This is a genomic window from Pseudothioclava nitratireducens (assembly GCF_029210495.1).
GTDB classification, from domain to species: Bacteria; Pseudomonadota; Alphaproteobacteria; order Rhodobacterales; family Rhodobacteraceae; genus Pseudothioclava; species Pseudothioclava nitratireducens.
Genome location: NZ_JARGDK010000001.1, coordinates 1 through 26,929 on the forward strand (window position 1 = coordinate 1; position 26,929 = coordinate 26,929).

General features: G+C 64.0%; 28 protein-coding genes and 1 tRNA gene. 6 read left to right on the forward strand and 23 right to left on the reverse strand.

Annotation, left to right across the window (positions count from 1 at the left end):
• Window positions 1-319: 319 nt before the first annotated feature.
• Complete coding sequence (locus tag P0X85_RS00005) at window positions 320-2,584, reverse strand: adenosylcobalamin-dependent ribonucleoside-diphosphate reductase (protein WP_275806531.1); 2,265 nt, start codon at window positions 2,582-2,584, stop codon at window positions 320-322.
• Between the two features lie 156 nt (window positions 2,585-2,740).
• Between P0X85_RS00005 and P0X85_RS00010 the strand changes: the two genes are divergently transcribed.
• Window positions 2,741-3,163 (forward strand): DUF1489 family protein, encoded by a 423-nt coding sequence (locus P0X85_RS00010; RefSeq protein ID WP_275806534.1) that lies wholly within the window; start codon window positions 2,741-2,743, stop codon window positions 3,161-3,163.
• Window positions 3,164-3,304: 141 nt separating this feature from the next.
• Here the strand turns inward: P0X85_RS00010 and P0X85_RS00015 are convergent, their stop codons facing one another.
• Together P0X85_RS00015 and P0X85_RS00020 are read right to left on the reverse strand one after the other, a co-directional pair.
• Window positions 3,305-4,102 (reverse strand): SseB family protein, encoded by a 798-nt coding sequence (locus P0X85_RS00015; RefSeq protein ID WP_275806537.1) that lies wholly within the window; start codon window positions 4,100-4,102, stop codon window positions 3,305-3,307.
• Window positions 4,099-4,680 (reverse strand): uracil-DNA glycosylase family protein, encoded by a 582-nt coding sequence (locus P0X85_RS00020; protein ID WP_275806540.1) that lies wholly within the window; start codon window positions 4,678-4,680, stop codon window positions 4,099-4,101. The genes P0X85_RS00015 and P0X85_RS00020 overlap by 4 nt, the downstream gene beginning before the upstream one ends.
• Window positions 4,681-4,844: 164 nt before the next feature.
• Here P0X85_RS00020 and P0X85_RS00025 point away from each other — a divergent pair, with 164 nt between their 5' ends.
• The 4 genes from P0X85_RS00025 (at window position 4,845) to P0X85_RS00040 (ending at window position 9,696) form a co-directional block, all read left to right on the forward strand.
• Window positions 4,845-5,498: an ABC transporter ATP-binding protein gene (locus tag P0X85_RS00025; protein ID WP_275806543.1), complete on the forward strand. Its 654-nt coding sequence runs from the start codon at window positions 4,845-4,847 to the stop codon at window positions 5,496-5,498.
• A complete protein-coding gene (locus P0X85_RS00030; RefSeq protein WP_275806546.1) occupies window positions 5,482-7,182 on the forward strand; it encodes a KpsE/RkpR family capsule polysaccharide export protein in 1,701 nt (566 codons plus the stop codon). Before P0X85_RS00025 ends, P0X85_RS00030 begins: the two co-directional genes overlap by 17 nt.
• Window positions 7,183-7,205: 23 nt before the next feature.
• Window positions 7,206-8,039: a 3-deoxy-8-phosphooctulonate synthase gene (gene kdsA / locus P0X85_RS00035; protein ID WP_275806549.1), complete on the forward strand. Its 834-nt coding sequence runs from the start codon at window positions 7,206-7,208 to the stop codon at window positions 8,037-8,039.
• Window positions 8,040-8,127: 88 nt separating this feature from the next.
• On the forward strand, window positions 8,128-9,696 hold the full coding sequence (locus P0X85_RS00040) for a hypothetical protein (RefSeq protein ID WP_275806552.1): 1,569 nt from the start codon (window positions 8,128-8,130) through the stop codon (window positions 9,694-9,696).
• Between the two features lie 16 nt (window positions 9,697-9,712).
• On the opposite strand, the gene P0X85_RS00045 is transcribed toward P0X85_RS00040, so the two are convergent.
• Window positions 9,713-10,903: a BaiN/RdsA family NAD(P)/FAD-dependent oxidoreductase gene (locus tag P0X85_RS00045; protein WP_275806555.1), complete on the reverse strand. Its 1,191-nt coding sequence runs from the start codon at window positions 10,901-10,903 to the stop codon at window positions 9,713-9,715.
• Between the two features lie 98 nt (window positions 10,904-11,001).
• Here P0X85_RS00045 and P0X85_RS00050 point away from each other — a divergent pair.
• A tRNA-Gln gene (locus P0X85_RS00050) sits at window positions 11,002-11,076 on the forward strand.
• Between the two features lie 139 nt (window positions 11,077-11,215).
• Here P0X85_RS00050 and P0X85_RS00055 read toward each other — a convergent pair.
• The 19 genes from P0X85_RS00055 to cobA form a co-directional block, all read right to left on the reverse strand.
• Window positions 11,216-11,905: an anti-sigma factor gene (locus P0X85_RS00055; protein WP_275806558.1), complete on the reverse strand. Its 690-nt coding sequence runs from the start codon at window positions 11,903-11,905 to the stop codon at window positions 11,216-11,218.
• Window positions 11,902-12,444 carry a sigma-70 family RNA polymerase sigma factor gene (locus P0X85_RS00060; protein WP_275806561.1) on the reverse strand — a complete coding sequence of 181 codons (543 nt, stop codon included), beginning with the start codon at window positions 12,442-12,444 and terminating at the stop codon, window positions 11,902-11,904. Before P0X85_RS00060 ends, P0X85_RS00055 begins: the two co-directional genes overlap by 4 nt.
• Window positions 12,445-12,574: 130 nt before the next feature.
• On the reverse strand, window positions 12,575-13,102 hold the full coding sequence (locus tag P0X85_RS00065; RefSeq protein ID WP_275806564.1) for a DUF2478 domain-containing protein: 528 nt from the start codon (window positions 13,100-13,102) through the stop codon (window positions 12,575-12,577).
• A 56-nt stretch (window positions 13,103-13,158) separates the two neighbouring features.
• Window positions 13,159-13,869, reverse strand: a complete 711-nt coding sequence (locus tag P0X85_RS00070) for a NapC/NirT family cytochrome c (protein ID WP_275806567.1) — start codon at window positions 13,867-13,869, stop codon at window positions 13,159-13,161.
• A 24-nt stretch (window positions 13,870-13,893) separates the two neighbouring features.
• Complete coding sequence (locus P0X85_RS00075; RefSeq protein ID WP_275806570.1) at window positions 13,894-14,331, reverse strand: nitrate reductase cytochrome c-type subunit; 438 nt, start codon at window positions 14,329-14,331, stop codon at window positions 13,894-13,896.
• Window positions 14,332-14,351: 20 nt separating this feature from the next.
• Complete coding sequence (napH, locus tag P0X85_RS00080) at window positions 14,352-15,272, reverse strand: quinol dehydrogenase ferredoxin subunit NapH (protein ID WP_275806573.1); 921 nt, start codon at window positions 15,270-15,272, stop codon at window positions 14,352-14,354.
• On the reverse strand, window positions 15,269-16,093 hold the full coding sequence (napG, locus tag P0X85_RS00085) for a ferredoxin-type protein NapG (protein WP_275806576.1): 825 nt from the start codon (window positions 16,091-16,093) through the stop codon (window positions 15,269-15,271). Before napG ends, napH begins: the two co-directional genes overlap by 4 nt.
• 38 nt (window positions 16,094-16,131) lie before the next feature.
• A complete protein-coding gene (napA, locus tag P0X85_RS00090; RefSeq protein ID WP_275806579.1) occupies window positions 16,132-18,621 on the reverse strand; it encodes a nitrate reductase catalytic subunit NapA in 2,490 nt (829 codons plus the stop codon).
• 15 nt (window positions 18,622-18,636) lie between these two features.
• Window positions 18,637-18,897 carry a chaperone NapD gene (locus tag P0X85_RS00095; RefSeq protein ID WP_275806582.1) on the reverse strand — a complete coding sequence of 87 codons (261 nt, stop codon included), beginning with the start codon at window positions 18,895-18,897 and terminating at the stop codon, window positions 18,637-18,639.
• A complete protein-coding gene (locus tag P0X85_RS00100) occupies window positions 18,891-19,394 on the reverse strand; it encodes a ferredoxin-type protein NapF (protein ID WP_275806586.1) in 504 nt (167 codons plus the stop codon). The genes P0X85_RS00095 and P0X85_RS00100 overlap by 7 nt, the downstream gene beginning before the upstream one ends.
• A 231-nt stretch (window positions 19,395-19,625) precedes the next feature.
• On the reverse strand, window positions 19,626-19,928 hold the full coding sequence (locus tag P0X85_RS00105) for a hypothetical protein (protein ID WP_275806589.1): 303 nt from the start codon (window positions 19,926-19,928) through the stop codon (window positions 19,626-19,628).
• On the reverse strand, window positions 19,885-21,384 hold the full coding sequence (locus P0X85_RS00110) for a nitrite reductase (protein ID WP_275807717.1): 1,500 nt from the start codon (window positions 21,382-21,384) through the stop codon (window positions 19,885-19,887). The genes P0X85_RS00105 and P0X85_RS00110 overlap by 44 nt, the downstream gene beginning before the upstream one ends.
• 130 nt (window positions 21,385-21,514) lie before the next feature.
• On the reverse strand, window positions 21,515-22,726 hold the full coding sequence (nirJ, locus tag P0X85_RS00115) for a heme d1 biosynthesis radical SAM protein NirJ (RefSeq protein WP_275806592.1): 1,212 nt from the start codon (window positions 22,724-22,726) through the stop codon (window positions 21,515-21,517).
• Between the two features lie 3 nt (window positions 22,727-22,729).
• Window positions 22,730-23,212, reverse strand: coding sequence for a siroheme decarboxylase subunit beta (ahbB, locus tag P0X85_RS00120; RefSeq protein ID WP_275806595.1), 483 nt, complete (start codon window positions 23,210-23,212; stop codon window positions 22,730-22,732).
• A complete protein-coding gene (locus P0X85_RS00125) occupies window positions 23,209-23,682 on the reverse strand; it encodes an Lrp/AsnC family transcriptional regulator (RefSeq protein WP_275806598.1) in 474 nt (157 codons plus the stop codon). The genes ahbB (P0X85_RS00120) and P0X85_RS00125 overlap by 4 nt, the downstream gene beginning before the upstream one ends.
• Complete coding sequence (ahbB, locus tag P0X85_RS00130; RefSeq protein WP_275806601.1) at window positions 23,679-24,668, reverse strand: siroheme decarboxylase subunit beta; 990 nt, start codon at window positions 24,666-24,668, stop codon at window positions 23,679-23,681. The genes P0X85_RS00125 and ahbB (P0X85_RS00130) overlap by 4 nt, the downstream gene beginning before the upstream one ends.
• A 2-nt stretch (window positions 24,669-24,670) precedes the next feature.
• Complete coding sequence (locus P0X85_RS00135) at window positions 24,671-25,819, reverse strand: cytochrome D1 domain-containing protein (protein WP_275806604.1); 1,149 nt, start codon at window positions 25,817-25,819, stop codon at window positions 24,671-24,673.
• A complete protein-coding gene (locus P0X85_RS00140; protein ID WP_275806607.1) occupies window positions 25,816-26,139 on the reverse strand; it encodes a c-type cytochrome in 324 nt (107 codons plus the stop codon). Before P0X85_RS00140 ends, P0X85_RS00135 begins: the two co-directional genes overlap by 4 nt.
• Window positions 26,132-26,926, reverse strand: coding sequence for a uroporphyrinogen-III C-methyltransferase (cobA, locus tag P0X85_RS00145; protein ID WP_275806610.1), 795 nt, complete (start codon window positions 26,924-26,926; stop codon window positions 26,132-26,134). The genes P0X85_RS00140 and cobA overlap by 8 nt, the downstream gene beginning before the upstream one ends.
• Window positions 26,927-26,929: the final 3 nt, after the last annotated feature.

The following is a 26,929-nucleotide window of genomic DNA, read 5'->3' on the forward strand; positions in this document are numbered from 1 at the left end:
CTCAGCATAACCACGAAAGCCGCCTGATCATGACCTCAGGCCATCTGGGAAATTACACCACCTTGACGGACGCTACCATAAGGAACCCGGGTCGGAGGAGAGGTTAAGTCGATTTCTCCGGACGACGTCAACCGGGCCAGAGCGCCGGAAAACGGGTCAGAAAACCCCTTTGCCGAATATCCACCAAGGCATTGAAACAAAAAGAAACCACCGAAGGCAGAACCCTCGATGGTCACTTTATGCTTTCCGGAATGGACAAAAACCTACCGGAATGGACATTTTATGCGGCGCACATCAATCACATCGGCGCAGCTCTGTCTCAGCCGCATTTCGAATGGCCGCAATCGGCGCAGGTCATGCAACCTTCGACCTTACGCATCGCGTAGGAGCCACAAGACGGGCAGGCCGCGCCGCGCGGGGCTTCGCCGACGACCATGGCTTCAGCCTTGGGATCGGATTTGAGGCCCATCCCCTCACCCTCGATAAAGCCGATCGAGATCATGTGGCGCTCGATGACGCCGCCAATCGCCGCGAGGATCGACGGGATATACTGCCCCTGCATCCAAGCGCCGCCGCGCGGGTCGAACACGGCCTTCAGCTCTTCGACGACGAAACTCACATCGCCCCCACGCCGGAACACCGCCGAGATCATCCGCGTGAGCGCCACCGTCCAGGCGAAATGCTCCATGTTCTTGGAGTTGATGAAGACCTCGAACGGGCGGCGATGACCGCCTTGGACGATATCGTTGACGGTTATGTAGATGGCGTGCTCCGACCCCGGCCATTTGATCTTGTAGGTCGAGCCCTCAAGCTCATTCGGGCGGTCGAGCGGCTCCGTCAGGTAGACGACATCCGCGCCCTGATCGGCCTCGGGGGCCTTCTCGCTATCGGAGGCCACCGAGAGGACCGAGCCCGTGACATCGTTCGGACGGTAGGTGGTGCAGCCTTTGCAGCCAGTCTCGAACGCCTCCATGTAGACGTCCTTGAAGGCGTCGAAAGAAATATCCACCGGGCAGTTGATCGTCTTGGAAATGCTCGAGTCGATCCATTTCTGCGCCGCCGCCTGCATACGGACGTGATCCATCGGCGCAAGCGTCTGGGCGTTGACGAAATAGTCGGGCAGCGCCTTGTCGCCGAACTTGTCGCGCCACATCTGCACCGCGTAATCGACGACCTCTTCCTCGGTGCGCGAGCCGTCTTTCTGCAACACCTTGCGGGTGTAAGCATAGGCGAAGACCGGCTCGATCCCCGAGCTGACATTGCCCGCATAAAGCGAGATCGTCCCGGTCGGCGCGATCGAGGTCAGCAGCGCGTTGCGGATGCCATGGGTGCGGATCGCGTCGCGCACGTCATCATCCATCTGCATCATATTGCCCGACGCCAGATATTTCTCGGCGTCGAACAGCGGGAAGGCGCCCTTCTCCTTCGCAAGATCGACCGAGGCCAGATAGGAGGCCCGCGCGATCAGCTTCATCCATGCCTCGGTCTGCGCCGCCGCCTCTTCCGAACCATAACGCAGACCCAGCATCAACAGCGCATCGGCCAGCCCGGTCACACCCAGCCCGATGCGGCGCTTGTTCTGCGCCTCTTCGCGTTGTTGAGGCAGCGGGAAGCGCGAGGCATCCACCACATTGTCCATCATCCGGATCGCCGTGCGCACAAGCTCATCAAGCGCCGCCGGGTCCAGTTCGGCATTGGCCTCGAACGGGTTGGTGACCAGCCGCGCAAGGTTCACCGAGCCCAGAAGGCAGGCCCCATAGGGCGGCAGCGGCTGCTCGCCGCAGGGGTTGGTGGCCGAAATGCTCTCACAATAGCCGAGGTTGTTCATCTTGTTGATGCGGTCGATGAAGATCACGCCCGGCTCGGCGAAATCATAGGTCGCACGCATGATCTTGTTCCACAGATCGCGCGCCTCGATGGTGTGATAGACACGCCCGTCGAACTTGAGATCCCACGATCCGCCAGCCTTGACGGCCTCCATGAAGTCGTCGGTCACCAGCACCGAGAGGTTGAACATGCGCAGCCGCGCGGAGTCCTGCTTGGCGGTGATGAACTGCTCGATATCGGGGTGGTCGCAGCGCATCGTCGCCATCATCGCGCCGCGGCGCGAGCCTGCCGACATGATCGTGCGGCACATCGCATCCCAGACATCCATGAACGAGAGCGGCCCCGACGCATCCGCCGCGACACCCTTCACCTCGGCCCCGCGCGGGCGGATCGTCGAGAAATCATAGCCGATGCCGCCGCCTTGCTGCATCGTCAGCGCGGCTTCCTTGAGCATGTCGAAGATGCCCGACATCGAATCGGGGATCGTGCCCATGACGAAGCAGTTGAACAGCGTCACCGCCCGCCCCGTGCCCGCGCCCGCCGTGATCCGACCCGCCGGCAGATATTTGAAATCTTCGAGCGCCGCGTAGAATTTCTCTTCCCACAGAGCGGGTTCCGCCTCGACCTCGGCCAGCGCGCGGGCGATCCGGCGCCAGCTATCCTCGACCGAAAGGTCGATCGGCGTCCCATCGGCCTCTTTGAGACGATATTTCATGTCCCAGATCTGTTCGGCGATGGGGGCGGCAAAACGGGTCATCCGGTCGTCCTCTGAGGCTGTGGTCGGGTCTGGAAAAGGGGGCACACGATACGCCGGGGTAAAGAAACCGTCAACGCACCGCGGACGGTTTTCCACATTGGTTGAAGCCCGGCTATACCCCAGTATAAGGTAGGTAGATAGGCGGGAACCTACGACATGTCCGAAAAACTGAACATGATCAAACTCTGCGTCGGCGCCGAGAAGGTCGAGGACCTGATCCTCTGGCAGGCAGCACGCTACGGCGACGGGCCGGCCTGCCACGTCACTCGCATGTGGCCCAAGCGCAGCGCCGAAATTCTGGGCGGCGGCAGCCTCTATTGGGTCTTCAAGGGGCTGGTGCTCGCACGGCAAGAAATCACCGGCTTCGAAGAGCGGCTTGGGGCGGATGGCATCCAGCGCTGCGCGATCATTCTCGACCGCGAGGTGGTCCGCACCGAGGCCCTGCCCCGCCGCCCGTTTCAGGGCTGGCGCTATTTCAAACCCGAGGACGCACCGCGCGACCTGCCCCGGACGCGCAGCCGCGAGGAAAGCCTGCCGCGCGACCTGCTCAGCGCGCTTTCCGAACTTGGCTTGCGGTAGCGGGGGGCGCTGCCCCCTCTTTGCCTGACGGCAAATTCACCCCCGGGATATTTCATGCGATTGGAGGCGGAAGCGTTTCGTCCTTCCAATCGCGTCAAATATCCTCGGGGGTCCGGGGGCAGACAGCCCCCGGCTTCGGCCTTATCGCAGGATCGGCGGCTTGGTCGGGTCCATGCCGGGCATGGTGGGCTTGAGCTCCTGGACCTCTTCGATCTCGGGTTCGGGCAGGTGCAGGACCAGCGCTTTTTCGAGAAGCACCTCGGCGGCGGCACTATCGGCCTCGAGGAAGGTCACATCCAACTCGCCCGCGTCAAGCCCAGAGAAAGCGAGCGCTTCGCTCATCGCCTTGGCAATCCCGGGGCGGGCAGGCTCGGGCGCGCCGAGGAAGGCAAGGACGTGGCCGCGATGGCCGTCCTCATAGGTCACACCGCCCAGAAGCGCGTGGGTCGCAAGACCTGCAAGCTGGGCGAACTTGGCCTCGAATGCGGGCAACAGCAGGCCGAGGATTGCGGGCGGAAGTGGCGGGGCCTCGAAGCTGGCGGGACGCGCATCGGTGCGCGCGGGGGTGTGGGTCAGCGTCTCGGTGAGCCAGTCCAGCGCCTCGGGCGGCAAGAGCATGGCCGACTCCGCCACGCCGAGATTGATGCCAAGACCGATCCCCTCGCCCATGAGGTGCTGGGCGATCACGCGTCCCGGCAATGCGGCATAGGGCGCAGGCTCACCTGTGAACTCGGCCAGCCGTTCCTCAAGATCGAAGACCAGAACGAAGTCCCCCTCCTCGGTCGAAAAGACCTGCGGGCGGATATCCTCGTTCACCGGCTCCTCCTCGAGCAGCAGGAACAGCTCGGCATCGGCGAGCCGGTCATAGACCGCCAGCCGCGCAGTCTCGTTTTCGGGGTCAGCCGACATGGCGGCATGGGCACGATCATAGGGCGTCATAGAACCTCCTTCACCCGCGCGCGCAGGACCGGCAGCAGGTCGGCCTCGAACCACGGGTTGCGTTTGAGCCATCCCGTATTGCGCCAGGACGGATGGGGCAAGGGAAAGACGCCCGGCGCGTGCATTTGCCACTCGCGCACCGTGTCGGTGACGCTGCGCGCGCCCAGATGCCAGCGCTGCGCGGCACCGCCGACAAGAAGCGTGAGATCGACAGGCCCGAGGTGATCGAGCACCCGTTGCCGCCAGGTCTGCGCGCAGATTGCGGGCGGCGGCAGGTCGGAGCCCTTCGCGTCGTAGCCCGGAAAGCAAAACGCCATTGGCAGGATCGCGATCCGGTCCCGGTCGTAGAAGGTTTCGGCGTCAACCCCCATCCAGTCGCGCAGCCGGTCCCCCGACGGGTCGGTGAAGGGGCGCCCGGAGGCATGGACCCGCGCGCCCGGTGCTTGTCCTACGATCAGCAGCCGCGCACCGGGCCGCACCCAGACCACCGGGCGGGGCGCATGGGCCGTGGCCGTGGCGGCAAAGCGTTCAGCGCAAAGGCGACAGGCGCTAATATCTTCGAAAAGCGCCGCAGTCATAGCGGCTCGCCGTTTCGTGTAGCGAAACAACGCCATGGGGATTGTGTCGATTGGAGCATGCGGGACATAATATTGCCCTATTGACCACGTAGACCATGCCTTAAACAAATAGCGCCATATTCGCAAAGGCGCCCGAGGCAACGGCAGCACAGGCCACGACAGCGATGCTCGAATTCGAGAATGTCAGCAAGTCCTTCTGGACCGGCAAGCAGCGCAAGGTGATCCTTGACCGCGCCTCATTCCGCGTGGAACTGGGCAATAGCCTCGGCATTCTCGCCCCGAACGGCACCGGCAAAACGACGATCATCAACATGATGGCCGGGCTGGAGAAACCCGACGAGGGCGAGATCCGCAAGACCTGCCGGGTGTCCTTCCCGCTTGGCTTCATGGGGGGCGTGGTCAACAAGCACACCGCCCGCGAAAACGCGCGCTTTATCGCGCGGCTTTATGGGCTCGACCCCGATTATGTCGAGGCGTTCTGCCGCTGGCTCTGCGGGATCGAGGAATATTTCGACATGCCCGTCGGCACTTACAGCCAGGGCATGCGCGCGCGCTTCACCTTTTCCTTGATGCTGGCGCTTGAATTCGACATCTACCTCATCGACGAGGGGATGCCCTCGACAACGGATGTAGAGTTCAACCGCAAGGCCGGCTCCATCCTGCGCGAGCGCCTGCAAAGCGCGACCGTGATCGTTGTCTCGCATCAGGCCGAGACGCTGGAGAAATTCTGCCGCTCGGCGGCTGTGCTGCGCGATGGTCAGCTTTACATGTTCGATACCCTGGAAGAAGCGAAGCGGATGTATGATTACCATGCCTAAGGCCACGAAATACCGCATCCGCCGCAACAGCCCGGTCCTGTCCGGCCCCTCCAACGCCGCCCGCACGGTGGAGGCAGAGGCCGGGGCAGCGCCCGAAGCCAATGACGGCACGCAGTATTTCGAGCGTCACGACGATGGGTTCGGGGATCAGACCTTTCCGACCGCCGCCGCAGCACAGGACGACGGGTCGGTTCTTGGCCCCGGCGACAAGACGACCGAAGAACAGATCGCCGAGATTCGCGCCGAGGGGCTGACCGGTCGCCAGCTGCGGCTCGCGCGGCGGATGGCACAGAAATACGGGCTAGAGGTGACCTCGGATTTCGAGGCTGTCGTGATGCTGCGCCGAAAGGGGATCGACCCGTTCGACCGCTCGAACATCCTGTCGATGGTCAAGGATGGTGGCGCGAGTGACGATGCGCAGACCTCCAAGGCACTGGCCCGGATCGACGGGCCCGGCGCCGATGCGCGCGTCCAGCTTCCGCAGACGATCAAACCCGGACAGGTGCCCTCGACCGATGTCATGGGCGAGGATCACCGCGCCCGCGAGATCATCCGCATTCAGCGCGACATCGCCCGGCGCCGGCGCCGCAAGCTGGCACTGCTTTTCGCGCGCTTGTCCTTCTTCGTCTTCCTGCCGACGCTGATTGCGGGCTGGTATTTCTTTGTGATCGCCACGCCGCTTTACGCAACCAAGACGGAATTCGTCATCCAGAAGGCCGATGGCGCGGGCAGTTCCGGGCTGGGCGGGCTGTTTTCGGGGACGCAGCTTGCGACCTCGCAGGATTCGATCACCGTGCAATCCTATCTGCAATCGCGTGATGCGATGCTGCGGCTCGATGCCGATCAGGGCTTCAAGGCACATTTCTCCCGCCCCGAGATCGACCCGCTCAAGCGTCTCGCCACCGATGCGACCAACGAAGAGGCCTACAAGCTTTACCGCCGCAATGTGAAAATCGGCTACGACCCGTCCGAGGGCATCGTGAAGATGGAAGTGATCGCAGCCGATCCCGAGACCTCCAAGCAATTCTCGGAATCGCTGATCTCCTATGCCGAGGAGCAGGTCGACAACCTCACCCAACGGCTGCGCGGCGACCAGATGCAGGGCGCGCTTGAAAGCTATGCCGATGCCGAGCAGAAGGTCTTTATCGCCCAGGCCAAAGTCTTGGAGTTGCAAGAGAAGGTCGGCATTCTCGACCCGATCTCGGAAACCAATGTCGTGATGGGACAGATCTCGGGATTCGAGACGCAGCTTCAGCAGAAGAAGCTCGAACTGGGGCAATTGCGCGACAACCCGCGCCCGAACGCGGCCCGCGTCGCAGGGGTGGAGGGCGACATCGCCCGGCTTGAGCGGCTCATTGGCGAGCTGCGCTCGACGCTCACGCAGAAAGAACTCGGCAGCGGGGAGTCTCTGGCCTCGGTCACAGGTCAGCTTCGCATCGCCGAGGCAGAGCTTCAGACCCGGCAGATGTTGCTCTCGGGGGCCGCGCAATTGATGGAAACCGCGCGGATCGAGGCGAACAAACAAGTGCGTTACCTCGAGATGGGCGTGCGTCCGGTGGCTCCGGACGAACCCACCTACCCGCGCGCCTTCGAGAATACGCTGTTGGCATTCCTGATCTTCTCGGGCATCTATCTGATGCTGTCCCTGACCGCCTCAATCCTGCGCGAGCAGGTCTCGAGCTAAGGCCAAAGCTGCTGGAGAACCCGATGAAAGACGTGCAAATCGGCGGGCTGACCGTCAGCAATGATCGCCCGCTCACCGTGATCGCGGGGCCGTGCCAGCTCGAAACGCTCGATCATGCGCTGATGATCGCCGAGACGATGGCGCGGGCCTGTGAGCAGGCCGGGGCACAGTTCATCTTCAAGGCCAGCTACGACAAGGCCAACCGCACCTCGCTCAAGGGCAAGCGCGGCGTCGGCATCGCGGCGGGGCTCGACATCCTCGCCACGGTGCGCGATCGGATCGGCTGCCCGGTCCTGACTGACGTCCACGACATCGAACAGACCCGCCGCGCGGGCGCTGTCGTGGATGTGTTGCAGATCCCGGCGTTCCTCTGCCGTCAGACCGATCTGCTGCTGGCCGCCGGCGAAACCGGCAAGGTCGTAAACGTCAAGAAGGGTCAGTTCCTTGCGCCGTGGGACATGCCCAACGTCGCGGACAAGGTTGCCTCGACCGGCAATGACAAGATCATGCTGACCGAGCGCGGCACCTCGTTCGGCTATAACACGCTGGTCGCCGATATGCGCGGCCTGCCCGAGATGATGAAAACCGGCTACCCGGTGATCATGGATGCCACCCACTCCGTGCAGCAGCCCGGTGGACAGGGTGGCTCGTCGGGCGGGCAGCGCGAATTCGCGCCGGTGATGGCGCGCTGCGCGGTAGCGATCGGCATCGCGGGTGTGTTCATCGAAACCCATGAGGCGCCCGACACAGCGCCTTCGGACGGGCCGAACATGATCCCGCTGGCGCAGATGCCGAAGCTGATCGAAACGCTGATGCAGTTCGACCGCCTGGCCAAGGACGATCCGATCCGACTGTAAACCACTGGGCGCTTGCGGCACGGCCCGATTTGCGCAACCCTCTCTCCCATTACGACCGAATGAATTTCAACGGGTATTGGAGAGACGGATGTTTCGGCTGGTCACGGTTTTCATGCTCGCCCTCTGGCTCGCCCCGCTGCCCGCGCGGTCAGAGTTCCCCGAAGCGGCATTCGACGCTCAGCGCGACGCCGTGCGCGCCGCCGAAGACGCCGAAGATTTCGCACAACTCGAAGCCATCTTTTCAGAGGCGCACAAAGCCGCTCTGGCAGAGCATGACTTCCGGCAGCTCCGCTCGACCTATGCGACGTTCTATGTGAGCGTGAATGCGGAGCGCCGCGCCCTTGCCGAGCGCTGGCTGGCGGCCTATCCGGACTCGCCCTATGCCGCGACGGCGCTTGGCTGGCAGCTTTGGAAACTCGCCTGGGAGTATCGTGGCGACGGCTATGGCCGCTATATTTCCGCCGAGTCTTGGGACCATTTTCACCGCACCACCGAGCGCACGCAGGCGATTGCCGGAGCCGCCTTCGCGCGTACAAAGGACTTCCTGCCGCTCACGGACCTGATGCTGCAATTGCGCCGGGTCCACGCGAACGACCTGCCCGTTGCCCCGCTGGTGGCCAGCGCACTCAAGATCGCGCCCGGACGTCATGTGCTTTTGCTTGGGCTCTCGGCGCTGCATCCGAACTGGGGCGGCAGCCTCGCAGAAATCAGCGCTCTTTGCGCCGGGCAGGCGCCGAGCATTCCCGACTACAGCGAAGAGCTTTGCTTCATCGACGCGACCTTCCATCTGGGACTGAGCGGGATCTGGCGCGAAACCGCGCTTTCGCGGCTGGAACAGCATGACGAGCCTTTCCTCGATTACGCCCGTCTCGACGCCTATGTGAACGAATGGCGCGACCGGCCCGAAGCCGCGCAAGAAGCGATGCGCATCGCCCGCGATCAGGTTGGCGGCGTGATCTCTCCGAGCGGGTTTGAGGACCGGATCAACCGGATCGGCACGATGTTTCACAAGCCCGCATTTTACCAGGAGATGCGTGAGGCCCTGATCGCGCGCGCCGAGGCCCGGCGCCAATACAGCCCGCAGGATGGCGATCTGCTCTATTGGCTGGCGGAAACGACCATCTACAAACTCAACGAAGAGGTGCCGGGCGCCGATCCGAAGGTGGCCTTCGCGCTCTGGCAGGAGATGATGCCTCTTCGACGCTATCAGGGCGCGTTCTGGCGGCTCGGAACCACTGTTGACGAAAAACTGAACGGCGCATGGGACCTGAACCGGCGCGCACCTTTCTTCGAAAACGCAATCGCCTACAGCAACCACGCGCCCAACTACGTGATCGAGTATCTCATGTATCTGGATATGGTGCATGAAATCGCGGTGAACCCCATCATGCGCCCCCCGCCGGGCTTCGACAAGACCACGATGGCAGAGGCCAGCTCTTGCCTGATGGTGCGGGTGATCCGGATTTATGACGCGGTATGCGCGATGGACCCGAACTCGGATGGGTGCCACTATACGGGGCAGGCCGAACTCGCACGCGACAATGCGCGGGCGCTGCTGACGGGCGAAGCCTGCCCGCAGGAACGCGAGGCCCCGGTGCAAGAGCTTGCCTTCGCCCCGCGCGAAGTTTCGATCATCGTCTCGCCCGCCGCCGAATGAGCGCAGGGCGGGCGGGTCAGGCCACCTGCCCCGCGGTCCAGCCTGACGACCACGCCCACTGAAAGTTGTAGCCGCCGAGCCAGCCTGTCACGTCCACGACCTCGCCGATGATGTAAAGACCGGGCACCGACCGCGCCTCCATCGTGCGCGCGTCGATATCCTCGGTAGAGACCCCGCCCAGCGTGACCTCGGCGGTGCGGTAACCCTCCGATCCGACCGGTCGCACCTGCCATGCGTGGATTTGCGCGCCAAGCACCGCCAGCGCCTTGTTGCCGTGATCGGCCAGCCGCCCCGACAGCCCCGCCTCGCCCACCAGAAACGCCGCAAGCTTGTCGGGCATCAGCCGCGCCAGAGCGTTGTGGATGGCGATCTTGCCGCCCTCCTGCCGCATCTGCGCAAGCTCGGCCGCGATGTCGCGCCCCGGCGCCAGATCGACACGCAGCGTATCGCCCTCGCGCCAATAGCTGGAGATTTGCAGGATGGCAGGACCGGAGAGACCGCGATGGGTGAACAGCAGCGCCTCGTCGAAGCTCGTTTTGCCATGGCTCACCCGCGCGGCCATCGCGATGCCGGACAGGTTTGTCGTCTTGGCAAGATCCTGTTCGGCGAAGGTGAGCGGCACCAGCGCGGGGCGCGTTTCGGTCACGCGCAGGCCAAAGCTCTCGGCGATACGATAGCCGATACCGCTCGCCCCCATCTTGGGGATCGACTTGCCCCCGGTCGCCACGATCACCGATTCCGCGCCGATCGGCCCCTCGGAGGTCTCAACGACGAAACCGTCGCCCTCACGCCGCACGGCCTCGACGCTGACCCCAAGACGCAGCGCGCCCCCGCCCGCGCGCAGGTCGTCGCACAGCATGTCGATGATCTGCACGGCCTTCCCGTCACAGAAGAGTTGACCGAGATGCTTTTCGTGCCACGCGATCCCCGCGCGATCCACGCGCGCGATGAAATCGGCGGGCGTAAAGCGCGACAGGGCCGAGAGTGCAAAGCGCGGATTGGCCGAGAGGAACCGCGCCGAGGCGTTCTGCCGGGTCAGGTCGCGATTCGTGAAATTGCACCGCCCGCCGCCCGAAATGCGGATTTTCTCGCCCGGCGCGCGCGCGTGATCGAGCACCAGAACGCGACGGCCGCGCCGCGCGGCCTCGGCGCCGGCGAACAAGCCTGCCGCACCGGCCCCTAGAATGACGATATCGGTTTTTTCCATGCGTTCCGCCTTAGCCGCCGCCCGTGACGCCCGCAATCGAATTTGCACGATTTTCCTCTTGCAGCGCCCCGCCGCCTTAGCTAAACACCGCCCCACGTTGGGGCGTAGCCAAGTGGTAAGGCACCGGTTTTTGGTACCGCGCACCGTAGGTTCGAATCCTACCGCCCCAGCCACTTTCCTCTGGAAATCCAAGACCAAAGGCCGCTTGAACAGCGTTTCTCGTGTCATGGTCTTCGACCTGTCTTTTCACGGGACGGTCCGAAAGGACGCACGCCCCGGCAGTGAACCGGGGCGCGCAGGATTTCGTCACTTTCAGATTTTCTGAACCGCGGCGACCGCGAGCACGTCGCCCGTCGCCGAACCGGTCGGCGAGCCGCCCGGTGGTTCGTCGGAAATTGCGAGCGTGCCCGTCGCCACCAGCCCGGCATAATCGCCCGGCACAAGGATGCGGGCCTCTGCCTCATCGGGCAACACGCCCAGCGACACGGCGGTCGGCGAGCCTTCTGGGAACAGCCACAGCTCGAGCGAGCGGCCCGGCCTTGCAGCCCCGGCACTGCGGGAAATGAGCAGGGTGCTGTCCTCGGGCACATAGGCGGCGGTCATCACGATACCGTCGCTCTCGGCGACCAGCTCTGCAAGGTAGCTCGGCGGGCGTTCACCCGGCCCCGTCAACAGACCAAAGGCCATGAACACGGTCAGCAGCAGGAGCACGGCAAAACCCGCGCCAAAACCAAAGAGCCAGCGCGGCAGCGCCTTGCGGTCCCCGCCCTCGGGCGCGATCCGCTTCAGAAGCGCAGCCCGCAGCGCCGCAGGCGGCGCGACTTCGGGCAGGTCCACAGCAAGGTCCGCCAACCGGATTTCCCAGTCATGGACCAGTCGGCGCAATGTCAGATCCTGCGACAAGCGCCGCTCGAACGCCGCACGCGCCTCCGGATCGAGAAGATGCAGGACATACTCGCCCGCGAGCAGGTCGTCCTCCTGTCTGCCATCGGACTCGGTCATCGCGTCAGGCACTCCTTGAGCTTCATCAGGCTGCGCCGCAGCCAGGTTCGCATCGTGTTGAGCGGCACCGCATGGCGCGCGGCCAGCTCGGCATAGGTCTCGCCGTCGAGATAGGCGCGCCGCACCGCATCCGCGCGCGGGGCCTCCAGCTCATCGAGGCATTGGTCGATCCGCGCGGTCTCGGAGCGCGCGATTACCTGCGCCTCGGGATCGGGCCGGCTATCGGCGACCACCTCTGCGGCATCAAGCGCCTGAACCGGCACCTTGCGGCGGCGCAAACGATCCACGCAAAGATTGCGCGCGACCGTCACCAGCCACGAGATCGGGCTATGCCCGGTCACCGCGTAGCTGTCAGCCTTGTGCCACACCCTCAGATATACCTCCTGCAAGGCGTCCTCTGCCTCGGCGCGGTTTCCCAGCACCCGCAGGCAAACGCCAAAAATCTTGGCGCTCGTCGCATCATAGAGCGCGGCGAATGCCCCTCTGTCGCGCAAAGCGATCCGCGCGATCATGGTCTCGATATCTGCCGGTGTGGTCATCGTGTGAAGCGTCCTCCATTGACGCCAGCCTCTAGATCGCCGTGCAGACATGACAAAGGCAAAGTGAAGCGCCTATCGTCATGCCCAAGACACGCAAAAACCCGCAAAAGAGTTTCACAGGTCGCAAGACTCAGATCGCGCGCACCAGCTTCGGCGTCACGGCGATTGCGTCGATCCAGTCGTAAAGCGCGGCGCGCGTCGGCGCAAGCCGGACGCCAAGCCCGTCGGAAAAAGCGTCGAAAGCCGCTTCATTGAGACCGTTCAGCCCCACGAGAACCGGGATGTCCGCCGCCAGCGCTTCGGCAATGACTTCACGAAAGCCACGGCCCTCGGCTTCGTGTTTGCCGAATTTATTGACGATCAGCAGATCGGCCCCTTGCACAAGACGCTGCTGCGTCTGGCGCACGGCGGTCTCAAGCACATGCGGGTTGAGCCGGCACCCCCGCGAGGCCCGGCCGAGCGACTGCGAGATGCGCAGCACCGGCCCGGCGGGCAGCACCATCACATCCATATCGCAGTGATGCGTTCCCTCGAGCGGCGTGTTGGTCTGGACAGTGCCACACAAGCGCAACCCGCGCGCCATGGCCCGGTCCGCCAGATCGGCCAGAAGCCGGTTCGTGGCACCGGGTTCGGGGGCGTGGACGGCGGCAAGTTTCATCGGGAATTCCCTTGAAAAATGGGCGCGAGGGTATCCCCGCGCCCGGTTCGTTTCGCTCAGTTGGCCGCGGGACCGTCGAGATAGCGGCTCACCGCGACCGCGTCGCCCTTGGGCTTGGGCGGTTCGATGTCACCGTCTTCGATCAGCTGATCGACGACTTCCTTGTAGCGCTCCAGATAGCCCGCCGGCAGGTCATGGGCGATACCCTGATGGCAGTCGATACAGGTCTTGCCCTCGTCGATCGCCTGCTGGTGGTTCGCCGCCGCGCGGTTCTCCTGCATGGTGAAATCCATGAACTCGAAATTGTGGCAGTTGCGGCATTCCTGACTGTCAGTCTTTTTCATGCGCTCCCATTCATGCGCGGCCAGCTCGATACGCATGTCCTCGAACTTCTCGGGGGTCCAGATCGACTTGGTCACGAAGTGGCCGTAGAGCTCTTTGGAGGCCTTGATCTTGCGCACGATCTTAGGGCCCCAATCCTTCGGCACATGGCAATCCGGGCAGGTCGCGCGCACGCCCGAGCCGTTGTTCTGGTGCACCGAGCCCTGATACTCGGCATAGACATTCTCTTCCATCTCGTGACAGGAGATGCAGAATTTCTCGTTATTGGTCATCTCGAGCGCGGTATGGAAGCCGCCCCAGAAGACGATCCCGGCGACGAAGCCGACGATCAGCAGAAAGCCCAGCGAGAAGACGCCCGAGGGCGAGGAAACGAAGCGCCAGATCCGGCGCAGCAGGCCAGGGCGGGGGGTGTTTGTGTCAGACATCGGTTCGATCCTTCATCGCGTCACTTACTGGCCAAACGGCTTGAAGGTGTTTTCGACCAGCTCGGGCGCGTTGACTTGCGGCACGTGGCATTGATTGCAGAACCAGCGCCGGGCCGAGACGGTCTCGCTTTGCAGCCCATCGCGGTCGACATAGTGCGTCATCGAGAGTGTGGGCGCCCCGCGCCCGGCCGAGTTCGACCATTCATGACACGCAAGGCACTCATTGGCCTTCACGTCGATCTGGTATTTCTCGATCGTGTGCGGGATCAGCGGCGGCTGCTGACGATAGGCGCGCTCGAAGCGCTGCTCTTCCTGATGGAAGACAGGCTCGACCGGCACCGCATCGGTGACATCGGCCCCGCGCAGCGACTGCACGGAACCGGCCGATTGCGCAAGCGCAGCACCGGCGGCGAAAGCAAAGGCCGTGGCGGCCAGAACACTGAGAAGAGCGGGCTGTTTCATGGCGTGGTCTCCGTATGAACTCAGGCGGCGCGCGCGTCGCGGGCCGGGGATTGGGTGGCGGCATCGTCCCGGCCCGGCGCGGGGCTCTGGTCGAAACGATGGGTGAAGCGGAACACATCGACGGAACAGACATCGATGCAGCGCCCGCAATTGGTGCAGTCGGGCGACAGAATGAGCGGGGTCTCATCGCCCTTGCCGCGCAGCGCGGGCGTGATGACATGCATTTCGGGGCAGACGGCAAAGCAATCCATGCAGTCGTCGCAGGCGGCGCGGTTGCGTGCGCTTACGCGTAGGATCGACTTGGTGCCGAGCAGGTCGTAGAAAGCGCCCACAGGGCACAGATGCCCGCACCAGCCGCGCCGCGACACGAACAGGTCGAACAGGAAGACGGCGATCACGAAGCTCCAGGCAAAGCCGATCCCGAAGATGAGACCGCGATGCAGCATGGTGATCGGATTGACGAACTCCCACGCGATCGTGCCGGTCAGCGCCGAGACGATCAGCACCATGCCCAGCACCCAGTAGCGGGTGTTCTTCTTCGGCTGCCAGCCTTTTTGCAGGCCAAGCTTTTCATGCAGCCAATGCGCGCCATCGGTCACCGGGTTGATCGGGCAGACCCAAGAGCAATAGACCCGCCCGCCGATCAGTGCATAGGCAACACCGACGATCAGCGCGCCGATGATGGCGGTCATCTCGGGCCAGTGCCGGGCCACGATTCCCTGCAACAGGACCAGCGGGTCGGTCAGCGGCAGCACGTCGAGCGTCAGCGACCCGGCCAGATTGCCCTTTACAATCCACAGGCCGAACCACGGCCCGATCAGAAACAGCAACAGGAAAATCGCCTGCGAAATCCGGCGCAGCAGCAGGTATTTATGCGCGCCGATCCAGCCTTTCTTTTCGATGGCTTCCTGTCCGATCGGCAGTTTGGTCTTGGCGCTCATTGGCCCGTCCCTCCGCTCGGCAATCTGAATGTCGGCTCAAAGCCGCCCGGCGTTGCAAGGTTGTCCGTGCCCGGCCCCGGTAAGCGGTCGGGCAAGTCGATCAGCCCGTCCACCAGCGGCGCGCCGTTCTCGTCCATCTGTTCCCAGCCGAGCCGGTAATGCTCGCCCAGTTTGCCCCGTGCGAGCCGCACCGGCAGCACCTTGATCGCCGCTTCGGGCAGCACGCAGGATTTCTCGCATTTGCCGCAGCCGGTGCAGAACTCCGCATGGACCACCGGCATGAACATCGCGTGGTGGCCAGAGCGCTCGTTATGCTGACGTTCCAGCGTGATTGCCTCGTCGATGACGGGGCAGACGCGGTAACACACATCGCAGCGCAGCCCGAGCGCGTTAAGACAGTTTTCCTCGTCCACAAGGACGGCGATGCCCATTTTGGCCTCGTCGATCTCGGTCAGGCCGGGATCGAGTGCGCCGGTCGGGCAGGCTTTGACGCAAGGAATGTCGTCGCACATCTCGCAAGGGATGTCGCGCGCGGTGAAAAACGGTGTGCCGGTGGCCGCGCCATCCACGCCGAGTTCCGCAAGGACCAACGTGTCATAGGGGCAGTCACGTACGCACAGCCCGCAGCGGATGCAGGCCGCGAGGAAATCCTCCTCGGGCAAGGCACCCGGCGGGCGCAGGGCCTCGGCCGGCAGCGCACGCGCATCGCGGGCATAAACCGCCAGAAGCGAGCCCGCCACCGCGCACCCGGCAGCGGCGCGCGCAGCATCCATCAGGAAGCGGCGGCGATCGACGACCTTGGGTTTCTTGGTGGCGGACATCTTCTGCTCCTGGGTCTTTCAGGGATCGGGAGGGGCCGTCAGGCCCGCTCCACCTTGCAAGCGCATTTCTTGTAGTCGGTCTCTTTCGAGATCGGGCAGGTCGCATCCAGCGTGAGCTGGTTGGTCAGTTGCCCCTCATCGAACCACGGCATGAACACGAGGCCCCGCGGCGGCTTGTTGCGCCCGCGCGTTTCGACCCGCGACTGGATCGAGCCGCGCCGGGTCGAGATGCGGATCTCCTGCCCGCGCTTGAGGCCGCGCTCCTTGGCATCCTCGGGGTGCATGAAGACCACCGCCGAAGGGAAGGCCCGGTGCAGTTCCGGCACGCGCCGCGTCATCGAGCCAGAGTGCCAGTGTTCGAGCACCCGGCCCGTCGCCAGCCACAGATCGAATTCCGCATCGGGGCTTTCGGCGGCGGGTTCATAAGGGGCAAAGATGATCGCGGCCTTGCCGTCGGGCTTGCCGTAGAACTTCACGCCCTCCCCTTCCTTCACATAGGGGTCATAGCCTTCACGGAAGCGATAGAGCGTTTCCTTGCCATCCACGACCGGCCAGCGCAGGCCGCGCGCCTGATGGTAGGTGTCGAAATCGGCGAGGTCATGGGCATGGCCGCGACCGAAATCGGCATATTCCTCGAAGAGGCCCTTCTGGACATAGTAGCCGAAATGCTCGCTCTCGTGGTTGTTGAAGCCCGCGGCCACTTGCGAGACCGGGTATTTGTTCACCTTGCCGTTTTCATAGAGCACTTCGTAAAGCGTCTTGCCGCGCAGCTCGGGCTTGAGCGCCAGAAGCTCCTCGGGCCAGACTTCTTCGGTCTTGAAGCGTTTGGCGAATTCCATCACCTGCCAGACGTCCGACTTGGCCTCGCCCGGCGCGCTTACCTGCTCGCGCCAGAACTGGGTGCGGCGCTCGGCATTGCCATAGGCGCCCTCTTTCTCGACCCACATTGCGGTCGGCAGGATCAGGTCGGCGGCCAGCGCGGTCACGGTCGGATAGGGGTCCGACACGGTGATGAAGTTCTCGGGGTTGCGATAGCCCGGATAGCCCTCTTCGTTCATGTTGGGCGCGGCCTGCATGTTGTTCGTGCACTGCACCCAATAGGCGTTGAGGACCCCATCCTTGAGCATCCGGTGTTGCAGCACCGCGTGGAAGCCCGGCTTGTCGGGGATCGTGCCCGCCGGGATCCCCCATGCGGTTTCACAGATCTCGCGGTGTTTCTCGTTCATCACGACCATGTCTGCGGGGAGACGGTGGGCGAATGTGCCAACCTCGCGCGCCGTGCCGCAGGCCGAAGGCTGCCCGGTCAGCGAGAAGGGCGAGTTGCCCGGCTCGGAGATTTTGCCGACCAGAAGGTGGACGTTATACATCAGCGAGTTCACCCACGATCCGCGGGTATGCTGGTTGAAGCCCATCGTCCAGAGCGACATGACCTTGCGGTTCGGGTCGGCATATTGCTTGGCCAGCCAGATCAGCTTGTCTTCCGGGACACCCGAAAGTTTCGACACTTTTTCAAGCGTGTATTCGCTGACCGCCGCCTTGTATTCCTCGAAGGTCATCGGTTCGAGCTTGCCTGCGTCGGGGTTTGCGGCGGCTTGTTGCAGCGCGTGCTCGGGGCGCAGGCCATAGCCGATATCGGTCGGCGTGCGGGTGAAGTTGACGTTCTTGTTCACGAAGTCCCAGTTCACCGCATCGTTCTCGATGATGTAGTTTGCGATGAAGTTGAGGATCGCGAGGTCGGTCTGCGGCACGAAGATCATGCCGTTATCGGCCAGCTCGAAAGAGCGGTGCTCGAAGGTCGAGAGCACATGCACCTCGGCGCCCGGCTTGGTCAGGCGGGTGTCGGTCAGGCGCGACCACAGGATCGGGTGCATCTCGGCCATATTCGAGCCCCAAAGCACGAACGTATCGGCGTGTTCGAGGTCATCATAGCAGCCCATCGGCTCGTCGATGCCGAAGGTGCGGATGAAGCCAGCCACGGCCGAGGCCATGCAGTGGCGCGCGTTCGGGTCGATATTGTTCGACCGGAAGCCCGCCTTCATCAGCTTGGAAGCGGCATAGCCTTCCCAGATCGTCCATTGGCCCGAGCCGAACATGCCGACCGAGGTCGGGCCCTTCTTGGCCAGTGCCTCTTTCCATTTCTGGGCCATCACATCGAAAGCCTCATCCCAGCTCACCGGGGTGAATTCACCTTCCTTGTCATAGACGCCGTTCGTCTTGCGCAGCAGCGGCGTTTGCAGGCGGTCCTGTCCATACATGATCTTGGACAGGAAATAGCCCTTGATGCAGTTCAGGCCGCGGTTCACCGGCGCCTCGGGGTCGCCTTGAGTTGCGACGACGCGGCCATCCTTGACGCCGACGAGAACCGAGCAACCGGTCCCGCAGAAACGGCAGGCGGCCTTGTCCCAGCGGATATCCGCGCTGGGGGTTGCGGCGGCGGCGCCCTCGGGCAGCGAAATTCCCGCAGCCGATGCGGTCGCAGCAGCGGCGGTGGCCTTCAGGAAAGAACGGCGAGTGGTATCGAGCGTCATGGGTCAGTCTCCCGGTCAGGAAAGGGTCTGGGGCGCTTCGTCGTCGAGCGCCTCGAAATGGTGGTAGGTCAGCGTCACGGCGAGCACGCCGGGGATCTGGTGCAGATCCATGATCTGGTCCGAAGCCCGCTTGGCCGGGGTGTCCTCGACGGTCACCACGATCCGCGCATCCTTGTGCGCGTGGACTTCGCCGCCTTCGGTGGCATTGATCTGGTTAATGACGGCCTCGGTGAAATCCGGATGTGTCCGGACAAGGCAGCCGCAAATATTCAGCATGGGCGGGTCTCCATCGGCTCGGATGCAGGAAGGGAATCGGGGGTAGGCGCCGCACGGACAAGGCCGATCGCCTCATTCGGGCAGGCGCTGATACAGGCGCCGCAGCCAGTGCAGTCAGCCTCGGTGAAAAGCGGGGCAGCGCAGCCGCCCGTGCGCAGCTCGAAACGGATCGCCCGCGGCTCGCAGGGGTCCTCGCAAGCGCGGCAGGCAATGCCGTTCAGCGACAGGCAGGCGGCAGGGCGCAGGGCGGCACGCCAGGGCCAGGGTTGATCGGGGATCAGCGCACCGGTTTCGCACGCTTCGGTGCAGGCCCCACAAAAGGTGCATTCGCCCTCGCGCAGATCCACCACCGGCAAGCCGTCGCGGTCGCGCAGGATGATGCCCTCTTCACAGGCGCGCGCGCAGTCGCCGCAGCTTGTGCAGGCGTCGCCAAAGGCAAGCCCTTCGAGCGCGCCGGGCGGACGCGGAACCACAGGCGCATTCACCCGGCCACGCAACAATGCACGCCGCGCGGGTGAACCGGTGCCTGTGGGGGAGTGGCTGCTGCCGGAGGACACGGAAACCGAGTCACCATCCCGCCCATGTCTGCCAGTGAAGGCATGTTTTGAGAGGATGGAGCGCATGGCGATGCCCTATCTTTAGGCTAGCTTTGTGCGCTTAGGATTATCAACAGCCTGTGATCGTCGCCTTGATATATGTCATATGAAACACGGATTGCCCCTGCCCGCTCACCAGCCTTCGGCCTCGTCGATCAGGTGGCGCACCCAGCGCCCTGCGGCCCATGTCGCTGGCACGCCAAGCAGGACTGAAATCCAGACGGCTGTCACCGGCGGGATCGCCGGCCAGCCAAGCCGCTGCCACATCAGCGACAGCATGAACAGGTTGATCGCCACCGCCGCCGCCGAGAACGGATAGAGCAGCACACCAAGCTTCCAGACCGGCCAGCGCGCCGCGAAGCGGGCCTCGTCCTCGGGGCTGCGGACCGGCTCAGTGGCTGGTGCCGCTTTCGAAGGTGATCTTGTTCCAGACATTGTATTTCCCCGAGGGCTTGCGCATCGGCAGCCGCTTGATTTCCTCGAGCGTGGCCGCGTCATAGACGATGACCGCGCCGTCATCTTCCCAGATCGAAACCAGCGCTTTCGAGCCGTCCTTGGTGAATTCGACATGCGCCACCGTCTTGCCCGGCGCCGGATCGAGCGTCTTGACGATTTCGAGGCTTTGCTTGTCGATCACATGCATCTTGTCCTTGTTCGGCCCGAAGAACACATCCGCCCAAGCATAGGGCGTGTTCGCATGGCTGCGCATGAAGAAGCCCGGCCCCTCGGTGCCGATCTGCTTGACCGTCTTCCAGCTCTCCATGTCGATCACAGAGATCACATTGCCCTTGAGATGCGGCGTCGCCATCACCGTGGTCCCGTTCCACGGCCAGGTGATCCCCGAGCCCAGATGCGGCATGCCGGGCAGATCGAGGCTCGCGATTTCCTGACCGATCACCATGTCGAGCACGACCCCATGCGCCCCGTCACGCGACGCACCGATCAGATGCTCGTAGTCGAGATCGAAGAAGAAATCGTCCATGATGTCAGAGACGGTGATCTTGCGCAGCGGGAAGGGATCGGCGGATTTCACCGGCGGCTCCATCCGGTAATCATGCGCAAAGCCCATCTGCGGCGGGTTGGCGCCGTAGAACACTTCCCAGACCTGCGGCACATCCTTGAGCGCAAGCACGAAGCTCTCGCGCGGGGGGGCCTGATAGACGGCGGAAACGCGCGACGGTGTGCCATCGGGCCCCTTCACGTCGATCACCTTCTGAACGCTCAGGTCTTCGGTCGACAGGATCGTGAGTGTCTGCGGCAGGTAATTCGCCACAGCCAGCCATTTGCCATCGCCCGACATGGCGATGTTGCGGCTGTTCAGCCCGGCGCGCACCTGCCCCACCACCTGCAAGGACCAGATATCGTATTTCTGGACCCAGCCATCGCGGCTCATCACAAAGACATAACGCCCATCGGGCGAGAATTTCGGACCGCCATGCACCGCGAAGGGGGTCGCAAACCGGTCGAGCACGTCAAACGTATCGCCATCAAGCACCGAGACATGGTGATCGCCGGTTTCCACCACCAGCGTGATATTCATCGGGTCCGAGGACCAGACCGGCGCCTCGGCGGGCGTATAGTCGGGGGACAAATCACGCGTGGCCATCGCATCCTCGACTGACCAGCGCGGCGTCTCGGCCAGCGGCTCCTCGAGGTAGGACGCGATCGCAGCAATCTCGTCGGCGCTCAGCACCTCATCGAACGCGGGCATCTGCGTGGCGGCACGCCCCTGCCCGATCACGGCCTGAAGCGCAGGCCCGTACATCCGCCCCAATGTCTCGGGGATCAGCGCAGGACCGGTGCCGCCCAGCCGCGACTCAGCGTGACATTCGGCGCAATGCTCTGAAAAAAGCGCGCGCGCATCCGGCTCGGCCCATGCCGCCCCGCCCATGCCCAGCGAGAGGGCCAGCGAGAGCGTCAGGATGCCCGCGACCGGGGCATATCGGGTTTGATGAAATCTATTGTCAGTCTGCGACAAATATCCCCCGCGGAGCGTCCCGCGGGCGGGGCCGGGAAAGCGGTCAGAAGAAACGGTGCGCAGGGTCATGGCTCTTGCCTCTGAAGGGGGTGGTCGTCACGGCGCGATCATCCGACTCGACACCGATTTCTTTGGCCGTCAGGTAGCAGGCCGGATCTTCGGCCCAGGGGTCGCCCGTAACCTGAAGCGCGCGAATACGCGTGTTGCCGCCGCAAACCGCCTTGTAGGCGCAGGCGCCGCAGCGCCCCTTGAGCGGACGGGGCCGCGTGCGCAGCGTGGCCAGCATCGGATCGGCGCCGGTCCAAAGCTCGGAAAACGGTGTCTGCTTGATCGAGCCGACCGTGTAATCCGACCAGTAGGTGTCAGGATGCACGCGGCCTTGCGTGTCAATATTGGCCACACCAAGTCCCGAGCTGTTCCCGCCCCAGGCCTCGAGATGGGCCCGGACATGATCGCCCTTGTCGGGGAAGTTCTTTTCGACCCAACGCAGGAAATAGACCGCGTCGGCATCGTTGTTGCCGGTGACGATTTCAAGCGGCTGATCCTCGGCCACGGCGACCCAAGCCCGGTCGATCAACTCGTCCATCGCGGCTTTGGTGCGGGCGTGTTCGGTATCTTCCCCCCGGTGTTTGTCGCCGCGCCCGGCATAGACCAAATGCGAGAGATAGAACTTGTCCACGCCTTCCCGGTCGCACAGGTCCATCATCGCGGGAAGCTGTTCGGCATTGTCCTCGGTGATGGTGAAGCGCAGGCCCACCTTGACCTTCCGCGCGAGCAACTGCCGCACGCCTTCGAGGGCGGCCTCGAACGCGCCGTCGAGGCCCCGGAACCAGTCATTCGTGGCCCCGATCCCGTCGAGCGAAATCCCGACATAATCAAAGCCCAGATCCGCGAGGCGGTCGGCATTGCCGGCATTGATCAGCGTCCCGTTCGTCGACAGGGACAGGTGGCGGAAGTTCAGCGCCTTGGCGCGCTCGGCCAGTTCGAAGAAGTCGAACCGCGAGAGCGGCTCGCCACCCGACAGGATCAGCGCCGGGATGCCAAACCCCTTGAGGTCGTCGAGCACACCCATCGCCTGCTCGTGGCTCAGCTCGCCCGGAAAGGACACATCCGCAGAGGTCGTGTAGCAGTGTCGGCAGCGCAGGTTGCAGCGCCGCGTCAGGTTCCAGATCACGACCGGCTTGACCGGCCCGCGGCGCTCTCGCACCGGGGTCGGCGCGACCAGTTCACGCATGTATTGTGTCAGGCGGAACATGGCTCAGCCCTCCCCTCTGAGGCGCAGCCCGGTCTTCTTCAGGATGCGGGTGGAATAGAGAATGTCCTGCGCGCGGCAGGCCGGGCCAAGCAGCGCGGCGATCTCGGCGCGTTTGGTCTCGACCTCGGCGCGGTCATGGCCGTGCACCATTGCGAACAGGTTATAAGGCCAGCCCTCGGCGCGCGGGCGCAGGTAGCAATGCGACACGAAATCCAGCGCACCGACCTTGGCGCCCAATTCGCTGGCGCGGTCATCGACGACATCCCAGACCGACATCCCATTCGCCACCATGCCAAGCGCATAGTGATTAGGTGCAAGCGCCACGCGGCGGATCACACCGCGCGCCTGCATCGACTGCATCCGGTCGATCACCTCCGCCTCGTCGATGCCAAGCTGGCGCGCGATCTCGGCATAGGGTTCGGGCGTGAGCGGCAACCCGGCCTGGGTTGCGCCGATCAGCCGTTTGTCGATTGCGTCGATGCTCATGCCGCGACCCTGAAGCCGATGAAAAACTCTTCGAGTTTGGGGAAACGAAGCACGCGAAGCCCCGTTTCCCCCTCGATCTCATCCGCCACGCGATCAATGCCTTCCGGAGCTACATCGGCCAGCACGAACCACATGTTCAGGCGGTGATTGCGTTCATAATTATGCGCCACCTCGTCGTGATCATTGACCAAAGTCATGACCTCTTCAAAACGTTCGGCCGGAACCTCCATCGCGCAAAGACAAAACGCCCCGCCCATCGCCGCCGCGTCGAAAAACGGCCCGAACCGGGTGATCGCGCCAATCTCGCGCAGGCGCAGGATGCGCGCGATCAGCGCCTCTCCGGCAAGGCCGAGCTCGGCACCGGCAGTGTCGAACGGGTGTGGGGCTATCGGAAACCCCTCTTGCAGCGCATTCAGGATCGCCCGGTCCGTGGCGTCGAGCGCATCGTCGGGGAGCGGCTTGCGTCTCATGCCGCGACCTCGCGCGGGCGATCGACCATGGCGCCCGTCTGTTTGAAACAGCGCACCGAGAACAGCACCTGATAGCGCGCGCCTTCGAGTTCGGGCATCGCCGCCGCATCGGCCAGAATGCCCTGCGCCTCGGAGCGGCTTTTCGCGTGGATCATGCAAAACAGCGGGTGATCCCATTTGCCGGGGCGCCGGACACGCTCATAGCACAGCGTCACGCCCGGATGGCGCACCAGCGCACGCCCCGCCGCTTCGATCCGGTCATCGGGCAGATCCCACGTCACCATCGCATTCGAGCGCCAGCCCAGCGCGCGGTGGCGCACGATCACGCCCATCCGGGTGATGATCCGCGCCTCGGTCAGCACGCGCAGCCGTTCAAGCACCTCGTCCTCGCTCATACCCAGACGTTCGCCAAGGCGTGCATAGGGCCGTTCCTGCAAGGGCAAACCATTGGTGAGCGCCTGCGTCAGCGCGCGATCCTTGGGGCCGATCACGCTCAGGTCCGCCGCTTCCTCGAGAGACAGCGCATGGCGCGGTCCTTCGAGACGGAAGCCGAGGTCGATATTGAAGGCACGTTTGAGTGGCAGGCTCAGCACTTCGAGACCGGTGCGCTCCTCGATCCGCGCCAGGCATTGCGCCAGATCGGCCGCATCGGGCGCAGTCGCCACGAACCACAGGTTCCAGTCGTGCTCGCGCAGATAGGAATGGTTGACGCCGCGCTCGGCCCCGACGATCTGGGCCACCTCCTCGACGCGCCAGTCGGGCACCGAAAGAGCGGCCAGCGTCGATTTGCCCAGCGTGTTCGGCCGACAGGTCGCCCCCACGCGCGCCATCGTCCCCGTGGTTTGCAGATGCTTGAGATGGCTCAGCAGGTCTTCAACGGTGGTCCCGAGCGTTTCGGCGATGTGCTTGAACGGCCTTGGCACCAGCGGAAAATCTCGCTGCCAGTCATCAAGAATGCGGGTTTCCAGAGCCGTCAGAACAGTCATCGTTACAATCCCAATCTATGCGCGCGCGCCGTGAAAAAAATTCCAGAAGGGCTTTGGACCTCGATCTCGCCAATCGGCTCGAGCGTGGTCGTGTCGTAGATCACCACCTTGTTCTCGTCGCGCACCGAAACCCAGGCTTCGGTCCCGCGCGAGGTGAATTCCATGTGCAGCACCGCCGGCCCCGGCACCATCTCGCCGATGACTTCGTGGGTCATCGTGTCGATGACCTGAATGGTGTCGTTCTCGGGATGGGCGAAATTGACCCAGACATGACGGCCACCGGGACGCGCCATGGCGAAAACGGGTTGGCTGTGAACCGCCGTACGCCCGGTTTCTTCAAGTGTGCGGGCGTCAACCCAAAGCACTTCGTGATGGTGGACGGCGGGCAGCACGATCTGATCGCCCGCCTTCGCCCAGCCTTCGAGATGGGGCATCTTGTAGACCGGCATTTCCTCCTGCCCGCGGCCGTAATGCGGCAGGATGCGTTTCACCTCGGGCACCTCGGCCCAGAGGTCGATCGCGCTCAGCCCGTCCTCGCCGAACAGCCCGGCGATATAGGTGCGCCCGTCATCGGTCACCAGCGCGTCATAGGGGTTTGCGCCAATGTCGGACAGCGTGGTCACCACCGGCTCCGCCCCGGAGAAATCGACGATCTTGGTCTCGTTGGTATCCCAGACCGAGAACACGAATTTCCGTCCCGCCGCATCCTCGAGACCCAGCGCCTTGCCGTCCGCCTCGATATGCGCAAGCTCCTCGAGCGTGTCCGCATCGAAGATCTTGACCCCGCCCGGCTCGTAATTGGCGACGGCAATCAGCTTGCCGTCATCCGAGATCGCCCCGCCGATGGAATTGCCCGACTGGATCACCCGGCCCACGACCTGTTGCGTCAGGATGTCGATCTTGCTCAGCCCGCCATCGCGGCCAAAGAGATAGGCAAAACGCTCATCGGGCGAGAAAACGAGGCTCGCATGGCTCAGATCGCCCAGACCCTCGACCCGCCCGATCGCGGCGCGTTCCGACTGATCGACGATCAGCACCGAGCCGGTCGCACGCTCCACGATCACGCCCAGATCGCCCGTAGCGCGCAACTCCTGCGCGAGTGCCGGAGCGGCCAGAACAGAGCACATCAAAAGCGCGGCAAGACGGGTCATTGAACGGTGTCCTTCAGAAGATAATCGGCGATCCAATAGGCTTCGGCCTCGCTCATCAGCGGGCGCCAGGGCGGCATCGCAGTGCCGGGCAGACCGTCGAGGATGATCTCGACCAGACCGTCGCGGTCGCGCCCTTCCATCGCCTCGGGGGTGAGCGGGCTGCCCAGACCACCCTTGCGCGTCAGCCCGTGGCACGAGCCGCAATCCTGATAAAGCAGATGGCGCAGCTCATCGGCCTTTTCCGGCGAGATCGTTTCCGCCGCCCCCGGCAGCGCCAGAAGCGCCGCGATCAGCGCTGTCATGGCAAGCCGTTCAGGCATGGCAGCCCTCCTTGGCGCGCAAGTCGCGCGCCTGTGCGATCAGCCGAAACGAGTCGCGCCGTCCCGCCAGTCCCGCGACCTTGCCAATCAGGAAAATCACCGGGCTTTCCAGCCCGTGCTCGGCCATATCGGCCTCGATCTGGTCGAGCTGAGAGTCGAGCCGGCGTTCCTGCGCCGAGGTAGCCGAGGCGACCGCCATCACCGGGGTATGACCCGGCAGGCCATGCGCCATGAGTTTTTGCGCGATCAGCCGGATCGTCGCCTTGCCCATGTAGAACACCAGCGTCGTCTCGGGATCGGCCAGCCCCGCCCAGTCGAGATCGAGCATTTCATCGGCCTTGCAATGGCCCGTGATATAGCGGACCGAGCGCGCCAGCCCGCGATGGGTCAGCGGCACACCGGTCGAAGCCGAGGCGCCCTGCGCGGCCGTGATTCCCGGCACAACGTCGAACGGCACCCCTGCCTCGGCCAGCCGGGCGGTCTCTTCGCAGCCCCGCCCGAAGATGAACGGATCGCCCCCCTTCAGGCGGATCACATCCCGCCCTTCGAGTGCGAAACGCACAAGGATTTCGTTGATTTCATCCTGCGGCACCGGGTGGTGATGCGTGCGCTTGCCCACATTCACGCGCTCGGCGGAGTCCGGGATCATGGCGAGAATCTCGGGCGCGACGAGGCGATCATAGACCACGACCTGCGCCGTTTCGATCAGCCGCGCGGCCTTGAGCGTGAGAAGCTCGGGGTCGCCGGGACCAGCCCCGACAAGCGTAACCGTTCCAACGCGCGCCATCCC